Origin of the sequence: Stappia sp. ES.058, from assembly GCF_900105595.1 — a bacterium.
In the GTDB taxonomy this organism is placed as follows: domain Bacteria; phylum Pseudomonadota; class Alphaproteobacteria; order Rhizobiales; family Stappiaceae; genus Stappia.
Window position 1 is genome coordinate 2599088 of the sequence record NZ_LT629784.1, and the last position, 13633, is coordinate 2612720.

12 protein-coding genes are annotated in these 13633 nt (G+C 63.5%); 4 read left to right on the forward strand and 8 right to left on the reverse strand.

All coding sequences use genetic code 11. From position 1 onward, the window contains the following. Positions 1–56: 56 nt before the first annotated feature. From BLU32_RS12175 to BLU32_RS12195, 5 genes are all read right to left on the reverse strand, one after another. Positions 57–4172, reverse strand: a complete 4116-nt coding sequence (locus tag BLU32_RS12175) for a hypothetical protein (protein ID WP_197673602.1) — start codon at positions 4170–4172, stop codon at positions 57–59. A 116-nt stretch (positions 4173–4288) separates the two neighbouring features. Then, complete coding sequence (locus tag BLU32_RS12180) at positions 4289–5050, reverse strand: MotE family protein (RefSeq protein WP_157727648.1); 762 nt, start codon at positions 5048–5050, stop codon at positions 4289–4291. Further along, on the reverse strand, positions 5047–5529 hold the full coding sequence (locus tag BLU32_RS12185; RefSeq protein ID WP_093807307.1) for a DUF6468 domain-containing protein: 483 nt from the start codon (positions 5527–5529) through the stop codon (positions 5047–5049). The genes BLU32_RS12180 and BLU32_RS12185 overlap by 4 nt, the downstream gene beginning before the upstream one ends. Continuing rightward, a complete protein-coding gene (gene fliM / locus BLU32_RS12190; RefSeq protein ID WP_093807309.1) occupies positions 5526–6752 on the reverse strand; it encodes a flagellar motor switch protein FliM in 1227 nt (408 codons plus the stop codon). The genes BLU32_RS12185 and fliM overlap by 4 nt, the downstream gene beginning before the upstream one ends. A gap of 13 nt (positions 6753–6765) precedes the next feature. Continuing rightward, positions 6766–7269: a flagellar basal body-associated FliL family protein gene (locus tag BLU32_RS12195; protein ID WP_093807311.1), complete on the reverse strand. Its 504-nt coding sequence runs from the start codon at positions 7267–7269 to the stop codon at positions 6766–6768. Between the two features lie 279 nt (positions 7270–7548). Between BLU32_RS12195 and flgF the strand changes: the two genes are divergently transcribed. The 4 genes from flgF to flgH are packed head-to-tail and all read left to right on the forward strand — an operon-like array spanning position 7549 to position 10840. Further along, positions 7549–8286, forward strand: a complete 738-nt coding sequence (gene flgF, locus BLU32_RS12200) for a flagellar basal-body rod protein FlgF (RefSeq protein WP_093807313.1) — start codon at positions 7549–7551, stop codon at positions 8284–8286. 24 nt (positions 8287–8310) lie between these two features. Further along, positions 8311–9093, forward strand: a complete 783-nt coding sequence (gene flgG / locus BLU32_RS12205) for a flagellar basal-body rod protein FlgG (RefSeq protein ID WP_093807315.1) — start codon at positions 8311–8313, stop codon at positions 9091–9093. A gap of 29 nt (positions 9094–9122) precedes the next feature. Continuing rightward, positions 9123–10088 (forward strand): flagellar basal body P-ring formation chaperone FlgA, encoded by a 966-nt coding sequence (gene flgA / locus BLU32_RS12210; RefSeq protein ID WP_157727649.1) that lies wholly within the window; start codon positions 9123–9125, stop codon positions 10086–10088. Next, on the forward strand, positions 10088–10840 hold the full coding sequence (gene flgH, locus BLU32_RS12215; RefSeq protein WP_093807319.1) for a flagellar basal body L-ring protein FlgH: 753 nt from the start codon (positions 10088–10090) through the stop codon (positions 10838–10840). Before flgA ends, flgH begins: the two co-directional genes overlap by 1 nt. Positions 10841–11002: 162 nt before the next feature. Here the strand turns inward: flgH and BLU32_RS12220 are convergent, their stop codons facing one another. The 3 genes from BLU32_RS12220 to BLU32_RS12230 all read right to left on the reverse strand — a co-directional run bounded on the left by BLU32_RS12220 (position 11003) and on the right by BLU32_RS12230 (position 13463). Then, positions 11003–12190: an HD-GYP domain-containing protein gene (locus tag BLU32_RS12220; protein ID WP_157727650.1), complete on the reverse strand. Its 1188-nt coding sequence runs from the start codon at positions 12188–12190 to the stop codon at positions 11003–11005. A gap of 247 nt (positions 12191–12437) precedes the next feature. Continuing rightward, positions 12438–12854, reverse strand: a complete 417-nt coding sequence (dksA, locus tag BLU32_RS12225) for an RNA polymerase-binding protein DksA (RefSeq protein WP_093807323.1) — start codon at positions 12852–12854, stop codon at positions 12438–12440. Between the two features lie 189 nt (positions 12855–13043). Continuing rightward, a complete protein-coding gene (locus BLU32_RS12230; protein WP_093807325.1) occupies positions 13044–13463 on the reverse strand; it encodes a flagellar assembly protein FliX in 420 nt (139 codons plus the stop codon). Positions 13464–13633: the final 170 nt, after the last annotated feature.

The following is a 13633-nucleotide window of genomic DNA, read 5'->3' on the forward strand; positions in this document are numbered from 1 at the left end:
CGTCTTCGCGGTGTTTGGCCAGTTTGCAGGCCACGCACGCCGGTCTTGATTTATGGCTAGCCGGCGGTCCCGCCCTGTGGCGCCGCGTCGCGCGTGCCTGCCCCGCGTCGGGCCGTGCGGTCGTCGGCCGGCTCGACCGCCGGCGCGGGGGCCGCGGCCGGCAGGGTCGACATGCTCGGTTGCAGATACTTGCGCTGATATTCCGTGAGGAAGATATCCAGACTGTCGACCGATTCCAGACTGTCGAGTACGGACATGAACTCCACGCCGCGCTCCTCTGCCGGACGCGTCACCACCCGAAAGGCTTCGGCCTCCGGACTGTCGCTCATCTTGGCGCTAAACTTGGTCTTCAGCCGACTGAGGCTGAAAGTGTCATCGGCCAGCGAATACCCGATCGCCGCCTTCAGGATGTCGGCGCGCTCCTGGTCGGCCAGGGGAATGGCGTCGGACCAGCGCCCGCCGACAATGCCTTCGAGTTGTTCACTCGCCTCGCGCCAGCTTTGCGCCGCCCACAGCGTATCCGCCCTGAGCCGCTCGACGTCTTCGCCACGCATGTTGCGCACGATCTCCAACGCCAGGTCGGGCCGCCCGCTTTCGGTCAGGGCGCGGGCCTCGACCATGTTGCGCTGGCGCTCGAGCTCCCGCGGCAGCTTTGCCTGGCGGGTCTTGTTCAGCACCTGCAGCGCTTCCTCCGGCTTTCGGTCCATGAGGTAGACCACGCCGAGGTCAGCCGCGATCTGGGAGCGCGCAGCCCCCTTCAACCGGTTGTCGATCTGGTGCCGCAACAATTCGGAGGCCTGGTCGAGCAGGTCCATCGCCACAAGCCTGTTCGCCAGCCCCCGGACCATCTCGTCGCCCCGTCGCCCGATAGGGGTCATCTCGCGAAAGTCGTAGAACAGCGCCAGTGACTTGATCGGCGACATGCTGTCCGCCTCGCCATTCAGGAAGAGATTGGCGAACACCGCCCCCATCTCGTCTTGCAACAGGCGCGTCGTATCCGCATCGCCATCGGCCTGAACGGCCGACTGCATCGCCTCGAATGCCTTGCGATACTCGCCGTTCTGGACATGCAACTGGGCCAGAAAGCGCAGCGTTTTCAGTTCGGTTTCATCGCCACGCCACGAGGCTGCAAGACCAGAGAGCTTTTCGACAGTCTCCGTCGTCGTGATATCGCCATCCCGGTGCCGAATCCGAAGTCCGCGGTAGACGGCCTCTGCGGCAAGGGGACGTTCGCCCGAACGCTCAACGAGATCGAAGGCTGTCAGCGCCTCGCGAGACCGCCCGGAGGCATCGGCGATCTGACCGCGAATGATATCGTAGCGCGCCGCCTGTTTCTCCGTGGCGAGGCTTGGGTCGATCTCGGAAAGGACGGCAGCGGCCTGGCCGTAGTCGTTGACCTCGACCATGGTGCGTGCGGCCCCCAGGTTGAATTCCGTCTGGACCAGGATCGGGTAGTTGCCGACGACCGCCCGACCGCGGCTCATCGCGATGCGGGCGTCTGTCCAGTTGCCGAGCGCAGCGGAGGTGATCGTACGCCATACGGCAGCATCCGCATTGTTTGCAAGGCCGGGGCGCTCGAGATAGTCGTCAGCTTCACGCGGGCGCGATGCAAGGGCCTGAGCCGCACCCATCAAGAGGTTGAAGCTCGGATCGCGTGACAGCGCCGGCTCATCCTCGGCGGCAAGCCGCATCAGCCCCAGCGCCTCATGCGCAAACCCGTGCGCGAGGTAGAAGCGCGACAGCGCCATGCGCGGCACCCGGCGTTGCTCCAGCGGCGTGTTGGCGATGATGAATTCCTGCTCCTTGATCTTGCGCAGGAAATCTTCCGTGTCGATGGTCATCAGATTGCCGAGGTCGATGTGCCCCGGCGCCGTCGGATCAGCGACCGGCTTCAGCACCCGCGACCCTTGTGCCAGGTCGCCATGCGAAACGGCAAGTCCGCGCGGGCGTTCCAGAATGACGGAATCGCCGTTCACACTCACCGACAGATCGTCGGCCTTGGCGATGACGGCCACGCCATGGGCCGACATCAGCGTTTCGAACTCCGCGAAGGCTTGCGGCTTCAAGATGCCACGGGCCGGGCCAAGGCCCGTGACCGTGGTAATCATATCGCCAACGAAGGGATCGCGGAGCCGGTGGATCTGCCCCGGGGCGCGAAACGGAATGCTCATGATCGTACCGCCATCGCCGCGCACAGTTCGTTCAAGCGTGAGTGGACGCGACGGTTCGAGAATTGTATTGCCGATGGTCAGCACCCAGGAGCTTCCGTCAACGCCGACGGTTGCCAGTTTCTGGCGCTCCATGTCGATCCGGATGGCCTGCCAGCCCTCCTCCGCCTGCACCTCGACCGTATCGACATCGTCGGCGAGCACCGCGCGCATGCCACGCACATCAATGGGATCGTCGGTGTCGAACACCATCCACATGCTTCCGTGTCGGCGAAACACGGAGGATGAAACAGGCTCGGAAAACGGAAACACGATCCGCACGATGTCGCCGATGCGCCGCGCTTCTGCCGCAACGAACCGTCGGGCCTCGTCGTCATAGCCGGCCGGGGCAGCCTCCGGCGAGACAGGCTCGGGGGGCACTGCCTCAGCTTGGGTTCCATCGAACTGGCGAAGATCAATGGCATTGGGCAGGGTTTCCGCAGCGTCCTGCAAAGCGGCAACGCCTGCGCGCAGTCCGTCGTCGGGCTGAGGCGCACCGGTTTCAGGACCGCCGGCCGGCTCGCTCGCCGCACGTGTTTCGTCTTCACCGTCGCCGCGCGACGACGGAGCAGTCGCGACATCACGCACGGACTGCGATCCGGGCGTGTCGGTCGCGGGTTCGACCGCCGTTTCCGGTATGCCAGCCGTTGCCGGTTGCGACATGTCGGGCGACGGGATCCCGGGGCCTTCCTGAGGCGAAACATCCGCCGTCGCGGCGTCGGACTCGACCTGATCTTCCGTAGCCTCGACCTCGAGCGGTCGCGTGTCGCTTGCCTCCTCTTCGTCGGACGGTTTGGCGACAGGCATCGGGGCAACGGGTGCGACCGGATCCGGCGGTGCAGCCACCTCGACCTCGGAAGGATCGGCAGCCGGTGCGACCTGGGCCGTGTCCATGATCGCGCCCGGCCGGGCGGTGTCTTGCCGGGCGGTGTCAGGCGCGGAGGTGTCCGGCTGAGGCACGCTCACCTCCGCCGCCTGGGCCTCCGGCGCGGGCGCATCGTTGGTCGGCAGTGTTAGTCCCGGCGCGTTGACGACCTCGCGTACGCCCTCCGGCGTGCCGTCCTGTTCCTTGAGCGCGGCATCTATCGCTGCATTGACGGGATCGGTCGGCATGTCGCGCGGGGTCACGTCGACGACATACGCCTCCTCCTCGCGAAAGGCGCGAATATCGACGTCGGGCTCGACCCGAAGCAGAAACTTCAACTTGCCTTCGTCGGTAAAGGCAGTCGTGTCCACGACCCCTGGCGGCAGATGGGAGCGCAGTTGCGCAAGGTCGAGCGGCGCTTCGTGATTGAAACTCACTTTCACCATGTCGCCTTCGCGCACGAAGGCTGTATCGAAATTCACGTTCCAGTCGAACGCGAGACGCGTGAAAGTCGGGTGCCGACCGATGCGCAGGTCGACACGGGGCTCCACCTGCCCTTTCAGCCGGGCCTGCTCGAGGGCGCGGGCGCGACGAATCGCATCCTCCGCCCGTCGGGCGAGTTCACGCACAACCTCGTCCGGCAGACCCGGAGGCATGCCCCGCCATGTCGCCGGAAGAAGATCGATGAAAAGCTTTTCGCCCGCTTCCATCGTGTTGACCTTGAAGTCGGACATCAGCGCGAAGCGGATCGCCGATCCGTCCGGATCGCGGCGGGCGATGGAGACATAATTGGGCATGTCGACGGGAATGGTATCGACATCGACGCGCACCTGATCGCTAAACCGGATCCGCAGGACGCCATTGGAGGCAAGCGCATCGTACTGCGGCAGCAGCGTGAGATCCTCGAACGTCAGAACAAGACGCCCATAGCCCTGCTGCTGACTTGCCTCCATCGTCGCATCGAGAGTTTCCGACCGAGCCGACATCGGCCAGAGGACGAGGCAGGCAAGCGCGAGCAGGCGCAAAACGGCAGAAATCGCCGCCGCTCTCGAAGCGACGACGCCATACACTGCTGTTTCATGCCGGCCTGTGTGTTCCACCGGGGTCCTCATCGCGCATTCACCGGCCGACAGTCTAGCGCCAGCAGCTTAACGCCCTCTTTCACCGGCGGCATGACCGCGATCGCCGGCCCCGGGAGGCCCGGCATCGCCACGTGTCAGTTTCCCATGATCTTCGGAAGTTCGGTGGAAACCGGTGCCGTCGCCGTTTCGTCACCCTTGCGGCCATTGACGAGCGCCACCGTCAGCCGTTCGCTGGCTTCCGGAGACATGCGGCCCATGATGTCGGCCATCTTGCGCGGCTTCATCTGCTTGGCGACCTTGAGCAGGATGTCGATATCGAGGCGATCGAAGATCCGCGCCGCATCCTTTGCCTTCATCGATTCATACATTTCGATCAGGTTGCGCAGGTTGCCGTTGCGCTTTTCTTCCTGCTCCTTGCGAAGGGACGAGATGCTGGACTCCAGCGCCTTCATCTCATCGACCTTCTTCTGCAACCGGTCCTCGGTCGCCTGAAGGAGCTGCTGACGCAGTTCGAACTGCTTTTCGCGCTTGTCGAGTTCGCGCCGACGGCCGCTAAGCGATTCCAGAACCTTGCGCTCGGCGATCGACCCTCCAAGCTCCAGCCCGGCCGGCAGCCCGTTGTCGGTCGCTCCCGCGGCCGGCGGAATCGGATCGCTGGACGGCGGCGGCAAAGACGGGTCGGCTTGCGACGACGCCTCATCGCCGGAAGTCGCGTCGGCGGCATTTCCATCGGCGGGGGATGTGTCCGTTGCATCCTGCGTTTGCGCCATCGCCGTCCCAACGCCAACGCCGGAAGGAGCGGCATAGCCGCCCTCCAGCATCAGGCCGGTCAGCTTGAGCGCAAGAAGCGCGCTGGCTGCCAGCAACAGGACAGGGATGAGGCGAATAGGTGTCACGCGGCCTGCTCCGCGGCGCGCTTGCGGAAATGCTCGAGACGGGCGGTGGCTTCCATCGCGGCGGAGCGGATGTCGTTCGCGCGCATCGATCCAGGCCTTGCCGCATGCACCGGCTCGACAGGCGCCGGCATCGGCGGCACGGCGGCGGGCCTTGCTGCTTCCGCGATCTGCGTGATGCGCTCAAGAACAGTGTTGCCGGTCACGATCTGATCCGAAAGCGTGCTCGACAGGCGCTCGGCCGCCACCAGACGCTCCCCGAGCGTCCGGTCTGCCTCACCCGCCGTCGCCTTCAGGCCCAAAATGGCTCGCTCGGCGATTTCGGATGCGGTGATCAGCTCGGAAATGGTCGCACGCAGGCTTTCCTCGTCCGCGCGCAGCCGCTTCAGCCGCTTGTTCAAAACCATGCAGTAACCGATGGTCACCACAAGCAACACGGCGACCAGGCTTTCGATGATCAGTCCAAGGGGCAGCGTGCTCATGTCGGGTCCATTTCCTTTTGCATGGCGCGCTCGAACGCGGCCAGGGTCATTTTCGGCTTCTGCAAGCCACGGTCGACGCGAACGGCGATCGCATCCTCGTCCTTTCCCATCGTCCCTTGTGTCAGCGGAATCCCGCCGCATTTGATCGACACCGGGTCATTGGGCGAAACGTCGAAAAGAAGAGTCTCGCCGACCTTGAGGTCCAGCACACGGCCCAGCGGCATGTGCGTCTCGTAGAGCACGGCATCGACATCGATCTCGGCTGCGTAGATCTCGGTGGCCAGATGGCCTTCCCAGATCGGGTCGCGGCCGAATTTCTCACCCATGAACATTTGCAGGAGCAGATCGCGGATCGGCTCGAGCGTTGCATAGGGCATCATGATTTCGATCTTGCCGCCGCGGTCTTCCATGTCGATCCGCAGCTCGACGAGGATGGCGGCATTGGCGGGACGCGAAATCGCCGCGAAACGGGGATTGGTCTCCAGCCGCTCCAGATTGAAATGCACCGGCGAGAGCGGCGAGAACGCCTGCTCCATGTCGTGCATGATAAGTTCGATCATCCGGCGAACGAGATTGGTCTCGATCGTCGTGTAGGGACGCCCCTCCACCCGCACGGCCGACATGCCGCGCCCGCCGCCAAGAAGCACGTCGATGATCGAATAGATCAGGCTCGATTCAACCGTGCACAGACCGAAACCGTCCCATTCCTCGGCCTTGAAGACACCCAGAATGGCAGGAAGCGGGATCGAATTCAGATAGTCACCGAACCGCACCGACGAGATGCTGTCGAGAGACACCTCGACGTTGTCGGAAGTGAAGTTGCGCAAGCTGGTCGTGGTCAGCCGCACAAGGCGGTCGAACACGATCTCGAGCATCGGCAATCGCTCGTAGGAGACCATCGCCGAGTTGATGAGCGCACGAATGCCGCTCTGGTCGGCAGCGATCGTATCCTCGATGTTGAAGCCGAGGAGGTTGTCGATTTCTTCCTGATTGAGGATTCGGTCGGCGCCGCGCGTGGCGTTTTCAAGCTCGGGCTCGCTGTCGTCGATCATCGCCGCCCATTGGGCCGCCATGTCGTCGCCACCGGCAACGCCCTGCTCTTCGAGCGCGGCGCCCCAGGCGGCGGCAAGATCGTCGTCGTCCTCGCCCTCGCCCTCGCCCTGCTCGGCCAGCGCCTCGCCCCAGGCTTCGTCGATATCGCCAAGATCGTCTTCGTCGGCCATCGGCTGTTCGACCCTATTGAACCAGAATTTCCTTGAACAGCACGCCTTCAACGCGTGCCGGATACACGGCCGTATTGATCCGTCGCAGCAACTCTTCCTTGAGTCGGAACAATCCGGAAGAGCCCTCGAGATCAGCAGGCCGCAATTCGCGCAAATAAACCTGGAAAGCATCCAGGATGCGCGGCAGATAAGGCTCGATCTGATTGACCGCCGCCTTGTCCGCAACCTCGAGCGCGATCCGGACCTTGAGATAGGCCGCACGCCCGTCGGTCGAAAGGTTAACGGTCATCTCGGGAAGATCGTAGAAAACCACTGGCCGCTGCTCGACCACGGGCTCTCCCCCTGGCTCGACCAGCGCGGGGGCTGCATCGAGCAGTCCCAGGAAGTAGGCCGCACCGCCGCCCGCGAGCAGCAGCGCGAGGCCGCCCGCCCCAAGGATGATCAGCTTTTTCTTGCCGCCGCCAGAGGCCTTGGTGCCTTCGGCCTGTGTATCGGCTGCGTCCGCATCCGCCGTCATTGTGGATCTCTTTCGCTGCGCTTCCCTCCCGCGCGTGTATGATTTCTAAAGCCGAAATGGTTAACGAGAGGTTACCGGATCGTTAACGACTTGCAGAATGCGGCAGTTTTTGCCGACCGGTAGGAAAACCACGACGCTTCTGCCGGGCGTCCGCCGGCGCCAATCGGATTTTCCCTTTGTTTTCAAGGCAAGACGGTTTGGCACGCTCCCTGCTTTAGGGTTAACGGGCGCCAGGTCTGGGGAGACGGGCGCTCGCCGGGGAGCATAGGAACGGATCCAATGGAGAACGCCCTTTTGATCGGGCTGTCGCGTCAGGCGGCCCTTCGAAACCAGTTGAACGTGGTGGCCAACAACCTGGCCAACATGAACACCAACGGCTACAAGACGCAGCAGCTCCTGTTCGAGGAGTATCTGATGCCGGTTGCCGAAGCGCGCCAGTTTCAGCAAGGCGACCAGGAATTTTCCTATGTCGTCGACTACGGGATGGCGTCGAATTTCGAACCCGGCTCGATCTCTCTGACCGGCAACGCCTTCGACGTCGCACTGGAAGGCTCCGGCTACCTTGTCGTCGACACACCGGGCGGCGAGCGCTACACCCGCGCCGGCGCAATGCACCTCGACCCCAACGGCCAGCTCGTCACATCGGATGGACTTGCGGTTCAAGGCGAAGGCGGCCCGCTGACCTTCACGGCGGAAGACACCAACATCTCAATCGCCAAGGACGGCACGATCTCCTCCTCCCTCGGAGTGAAGGGCCGGCTGCGCGTCGTCGCCTTTGAGGACAACCAGCGGCTCGAGCGCATCGGCGCAAATCTCTACACCGGCGAGAACCCGGTGCCGGCCGAACAGGTCCGGGTCCTCCAGGGCGCGATCGAGAAGTCGAATGTCTCCGGCGTCGCCGAGGTAAGCCGCATGATCGAAATCACACGAAACTACACCGCCGTGTCGAAGATGATGTCCGACAACGAGGACCTTCGCAAAAAGGCAATCGAGCGTCTCGGCTCGGTTCAGGCCTAAGGCAGCGCAGAAAGGACACACGCGATGAAGGCACTTCATATCGCAGCGACCGGCATGCGGGCCCAGGAGCTCAATGTCGAAGTCATCTCGAACAACGTCGCCAACATGCGCACGACGGGCTACAAGCGCCAGCGTGCCGACTTCCAGGATCTGCTCTACCAGAACCTGCGGCGGATGGGCACCAACTCTTCCGCCAACGGCACGATCGTTCCGACCGGCGTGCAGATCGGCTCGGGCGTCAAGACCGCATCGACCGCACGCATCATGAGCCAGGGCAACCTCAGCCAGACCGGCAAGGAACTGGACGTTGCCGTGCGCGGCGAAGGTTTCTTCCAGATCCAGCTCCCCGACGGCGGCGAAGCCTATACACGCGACGGCTCCTTCGAACGCGACGCCAACGGCCAGTTGGTGACCGTCGACGGATATGCCGTGGCGCCGGGCATCGTCATTCCCCAGGACGCGCGAGATGTCACCATCAGCGCCGACGGTCAGGTTCAGGTTCTGGACGCCAACAATGCAATCCAGCAGCTCGGTCAGCTTCAACTCGCCCGCTTCGTCAACAAGTCCGGTCTGGAAGCCATCGGCGACAACCTGTTCCTGGAGACGGAATCGAGCGGCGCCGCCGTGGTCGGCAACCCGGCGGACGCAGGTTTCGGCGATCTCATGCAAAACCACCTGGAAATGGCCAACGTCGAAGCGGTCGGAGAAATCTCCGACCTGATCGCCGCCCAGCGCGCCTACGAGATGAACTCGCGCATCATCAAGGCCGCCGACGAAATGTCGGCAACCACCTCGAACCTGCGCTGACGCGCAACCGGATGATGAGGAGCCCCGTGATGATCCGCCAGACCCTGATCGCTGCCGCAGTCCTGTTCCTGGCCGCCGGCCAGGCCATCGCGGCCGGTGCGCTGCGATCCCATGTTGCCGTCACCGCCGATGTCGTCACGGTCGGCGATTTCTATCCCGACGCCGGGCGCTTCGCGACGACCCCGTTGTTTCGCGCACCGGACCTCGGCACCAGCGGGCCCGTGCCGGCCGCGGTGGTGGCCGACCGGGCGCGGGCCGCAGGCTACCTCGACGCGCAAACCGACGGCCTGCGTCATGTCGTTGTCGAGCGGCTTGCCGTGACGATCGGCATGCCGCAACTGGAGGCCGCCGTTCGCGAGGCCCTTGCCGCGCGCTATCCGGACGCCGAGCATGACCTGCTCGAGGTTTCCTTGCGCGGCTTTCCCGGAACCCTTCAAGCCGCTACCGGAACACATGATCCCGTCTCCGTCACCTCGGTGACCTGGCGCCGCGCGTCCGGACAGCTGACCGCAAGCCTTCGCATCAACGCCGGCACACAAAGCCGGACCGCGAACCTCACGGGCCGCGCGATGGAAATGGCGCAGGTCTACGCCCTCGCCCGACCGCTTGATCGTGGCGCCGTGGTGCGCGCGGGCGACCTGATCGTCAAGAACGTGCCGCGCACCCGTCTCACGGCCCGTCATGTCGAAAACCCCGAGGAGGTCGTCGGCCTCGCCGCGCGTCGCGGCATCCAGGCGGATCGCCCGTTGCGCGAAGCGGACTTCGAGCCGCCCCTTCTTGTGAAGCGCGGTTCCAAGGTCACGCTGGTGTTCAAGACAGCGGGCCTCACACTGACGACCATCGGCCGGGCCCTCGCCAACGGCGCCGAAGGCGACATCGTCGACATTCTCAACCTTCAGTCCCGCAGGACCGTTTCCGGCATCGTTCGAGCCCATGACCAGGTCGAGGTCGGGCTCGTTCACCGCCGCATCGCACAGCTTCAGGAGACGAACTGATGGCCTCCGCCCCCCGTTTCGCCCGTACGGCGCTCGCCGCGTCGCTCGCCCTGCTCGTCACCGCCTGCGGTGCGGCCGACCGCCTGTCGAACGTCGGCAAGGCACCGCCCCTCACCGCGATCCAGGACCCGACGACAACACCGGGCTACCGCCCGGTCCAGATGCCGATGCCAACGCCCCAGTCGGTCCACTACAATTCGAATTCGCTGTGGCGCTCGGGCGCCCGCGCCTTCTTCAAGGACCAGCGCGCGGCCCGGGTCGGCGACATTCTCACGGTTCTGGTCACGATTTCCGACAAGGCGGAATTCGACAACCAGACTGCCCGCAGCCGCTCCGGCTCCAATGCGAGCGGCACCGGCGGCGCTGTCGGAACGGCGATCAACACCCTGTTCCTTCCCGCCGGCACATCCTCCAACAACCTCGTGTCGGCCGAAGGCGAAACCAGCTTCCAGGGCAGCGGAACGGTGGACCGCGAGGAAAAGCTGCAGACCAAGGTCGCAGCCGTCGTCACCCAGATCCTGCCGAACGGAAACATGGTGATCGAGGGCCGTCAGGAGGTCCGGGTGAATTTCGAAGTGCGCGAACTGATCGTCGCCGGCGTGGTTCGTCCCGAGGACATCGCCGCCAACAACACCATCGAAAGCGAGAAGATCGCGGAAGCCCGGATCGGATACGGCGGGCGCGGCCAGATCACCGACGTTCAGCAACCGCGATACGGCAACCAGGTTCTCGACATCGTGCTGCCGTTCTGACGGCAGCGTGACCACGGGCCGCGCGCGGGCTCCCCAGCTTTGCGCGGCTCGTCTCCCCAGCCGGACCATTGCTCCCCAGGCACGGACGGCGAACGGGCACGGTTCCTCTGCTCCCCGGCAGGCCGTGCCCGTTGCATTTTTTGAAAGACCCCGTGGTCTGCGTCAACCGAACGCGCGGTGACCGACCTCAAGCGGGCGCGTCTCGCGGTCGAGCGGATGAATGCCATTCAAGAGACAATCATTCGCCAGCCTCGTCTCCGGCCCCCTGGACGAGCGCTGTGATCCGAACACAGGGTTGAGCACCATGTCGCGAAAGGCGGCGAACAGGCGCGGATCGAGTTTGCCCTTCATGCCCGCCATTTCCGTAATCGCCAGGCGCGGCGTCATACCGGCCTTGTAGGCCCGGGTTTCGCGCAACGCGGAATATATGTCGACGATCGTCAGCATGCGAACCAGCGGGCAGATCTGGCCACCGGCCAGTCCGTCCGGATATCCGGTGCCGTCGAGATATTCATGGTGGCTTCGCGCAGCTGCGATCACCAGAGGTTGCGCGCCACTGCCCTTGCGCAAGGCCTTCGCGCCGCGCAAGGGATGCGTCATGATCGCCCGCCGCTCCTGCTCGCTGAGCGGCCCGGCCTTCTCCAGAATACCGATGGGGATGAACAGCTTGCCGACATCGTGCAGGAGGCTGGCCTTGGTGAAGAGCAAGGTGTCGCTCGCCGACAGCCCGAGGCTCCGGGCGAAAGCGTCCGCATAGCCGGCGACCATCAGCACATGTCGGCACGTCTGGCTGTGGTGCATCTCCACCGCATTGATCCACTCGACAAGGCCGACGCATTCAATGGCAGCGCCAATGTTTCGGGAACTGTCGCTGAGGAGACGCAACGGCAGCGGCCCGTCTTCGCGCATGGCCGCCGCGACCTGCTGAAACAGCGTACCGGTGGTATTGATGGTCTCGATCACCTGCTCGGGATAACCGTCCAGCCGGTTCGCGAGATCCCGGTTCAAGATGCACTGGATCGCCGCGAGCACATCCTCGAGCGGCTGGTGAGCGGCGATGACCCGACCGATACCGACGGATTCGGCCTGTACGATGCCGGCGCGCTCGCTTCCCTTGGCGACATAGACGCAGTCGTCCCGCCGGCGGAGCTCGTCGCAGGCGTCCTCGATCCGAGCGACGTCGTGAAGGTTCCTGAGTGCGGCATGCACAACCATCACCCGCGCGGATGAAACGTGTTCGGGCCCGATTCCCGATGCCGAAACCCGTGCCACGCTGAACATCGCCGCGGCCCTGGTCACAATCGCCGGTGTCTCTGTCTTGTCGTCGAGAACGAAAAGTACATCGATCATCACTTTCGCACCAACCTCCCTCAACGGCAACGCAGGAAACAACATGCCTTTCCGGTCATTGGGAGCAATTACAACAGTTCTCTCTTGTCGAACTCTTAATTCAATCCTTCAAAAATGGATCGATCTGCGGAACAACACTGCTTCAATTTTGAATAAAATAAAAAAAAGACCCGGAAAACCGGGCCTTGAGTCCTGCATCGATCAGTCTGTGGTTTGCGCGACCCGGTCAGAGCCACATCGAAAATCGTCAATCGTCACGATACACCTTTTCGCGGCGCTCGTGGGCTTCCTGCGCCTCCAGCGACAACGTCGCGATCGGACGAGCCTCAAGCCGCTTGAGCGAGATCGGCTCTCCCGTTTCGATGCAGTATCCGTATGATCCGTCAACGATCCGATCAAGCGCGGCATCGATCTTTGCAATCAGCTTGCGCTGTCTGTCGCGCGCCCTGAGTTCAATGGACCGGTCCGTCTCCGACGACGCCCGATCCGCAATGTCAGCGTGATTCTGGCTCTCCTCCTGGAGGTTCGCCAGCGTCTCGCGGCTCTCCTTCAGAAGGTCTTCCTTCCACCGAATAAGCTTGTTTCGGAAATACTCGCGCTGACGCTCATTCATGAAGAGCTCGTCCTCGCTGGGACGATACTCGGCATCCAGCTCAACCGTCATGTCCTACTCCGGCTCCCGTTAGGCCGCGCGGAATATAGCGGTACGAGCCTCAAACGACAACGCCACGTAAGCGGAAAATACTATCATTTTTTTGTCATGTTTTTCAGTTAGTTGATCGGAAATCCAACACAGGCGCGCGCATTTTGGTGCAACGCGACGCCACGTTGTCCGCGTCCCGGCGGAAATTGCCTAGGCATCGAAACGGCCGAGCTTGGCCAGTTCCACCTTCGCCCGAAGCTCGATCTCGTCGATGACGCCTTCGAGTTCCTGATCGCCACTGTCGGCACGTTTCGACAGCATCGCGACAATCCGGTCGAGGCGCTCCGCCGACACGCGACCGCCGAGCAGATCCGCCTTCAGCGATTCCATGCCGTCCAGCAGGTCGTTTCCGCGTGCCACCGCCTTGCGCCGGCCGACAAGCGGGTCATCGACCTCCTGCAGCGCCAGGAGCGCACCGATCCCGGCAATGGAGGCTGCGGCACCGCTTCCCGCCGAGGCAGCCGCGCGCTCGCCCGAGGAGACGGTGAACCCGCCGCCACTCTCGCCGTCGCGCTTCTTCACGCTGCGCCCCTTCACGCCGGAGGCAGGCGTATACCCTGAGATCTTCATGTGAGGAAACCCGTGGTCTGATCGGCACTGTGCATAGGTACACAATTTTCCGAGTTGGTAAACGAAGCGTTAACAAGGCGGCAATTTTTGCCCCTCTCAAGATGGCGCGCGGTGGCCGTTTCGGCGCGACATTCTATTTTATTCATAAAAATCATATAGTTGTCGAATTA

What these genes read in the sequence shown, in the direction of transcription:
- BLU32_RS12185 (WP_093807307.1), bottom strand. Translation starts at nt 5,529, where the DNA reads ATGAGCACGCTGCCCCTTGGACTGATCATCGAAAGCCTGGTCGCCGTG.
- fliM (WP_093807309.1), bottom strand. Translation starts at nt 6,752, where the DNA reads ATGGCCGACGAAGACGATCTTGGCGATATCGACGAAGCCTGGGGCGAG.
- BLU32_RS12195 (WP_093807311.1), bottom strand. Translation starts at nt 7,269, where the DNA reads ATGACGGCGGATGCGGACGCAGCCGATACACAGGCCGAAGGCACCAAG.
- flgF (WP_093807313.1), top strand. Translation starts at nt 7,549, where the DNA reads ATGGAGAACGCCCTTTTGATCGGGCTGTCGCGTCAGGCGGCCCTTCGA.
- flgG (WP_093807315.1), top strand. Translation starts at nt 8,311, where the DNA reads ATGAAGGCACTTCATATCGCAGCGACCGGCATGCGGGCCCAGGAGCTC.
- flgA (WP_157727649.1), top strand. Translation starts at nt 9,123, where the DNA reads ATGATCCGCCAGACCCTGATCGCTGCCGCAGTCCTGTTCCTGGCCGCC.
- flgH (WP_093807319.1), top strand. Translation starts at nt 10,088, where the DNA reads ATGGCCTCCGCCCCCCGTTTCGCCCGTACGGCGCTCGCCGCGTCGCTC.
- BLU32_RS12220 (WP_157727650.1), bottom strand. Translation starts at nt 12,190, where the DNA reads ATGATCGATGTACTTTTCGTTCTCGACGACAAGACAGAGACACCGGCG.
- dksA (WP_093807323.1), bottom strand. Translation starts at nt 12,854, where the DNA reads ATGACGGTTGAGCTGGATGCCGAGTATCGTCCCAGCGAGGACGAGCTC.
- BLU32_RS12230 (WP_093807325.1), bottom strand. Translation starts at nt 13,463, where the DNA reads ATGAAGATCTCAGGGTATACGCCTGCCTCCGGCGTGAAGGGGCGCAGC.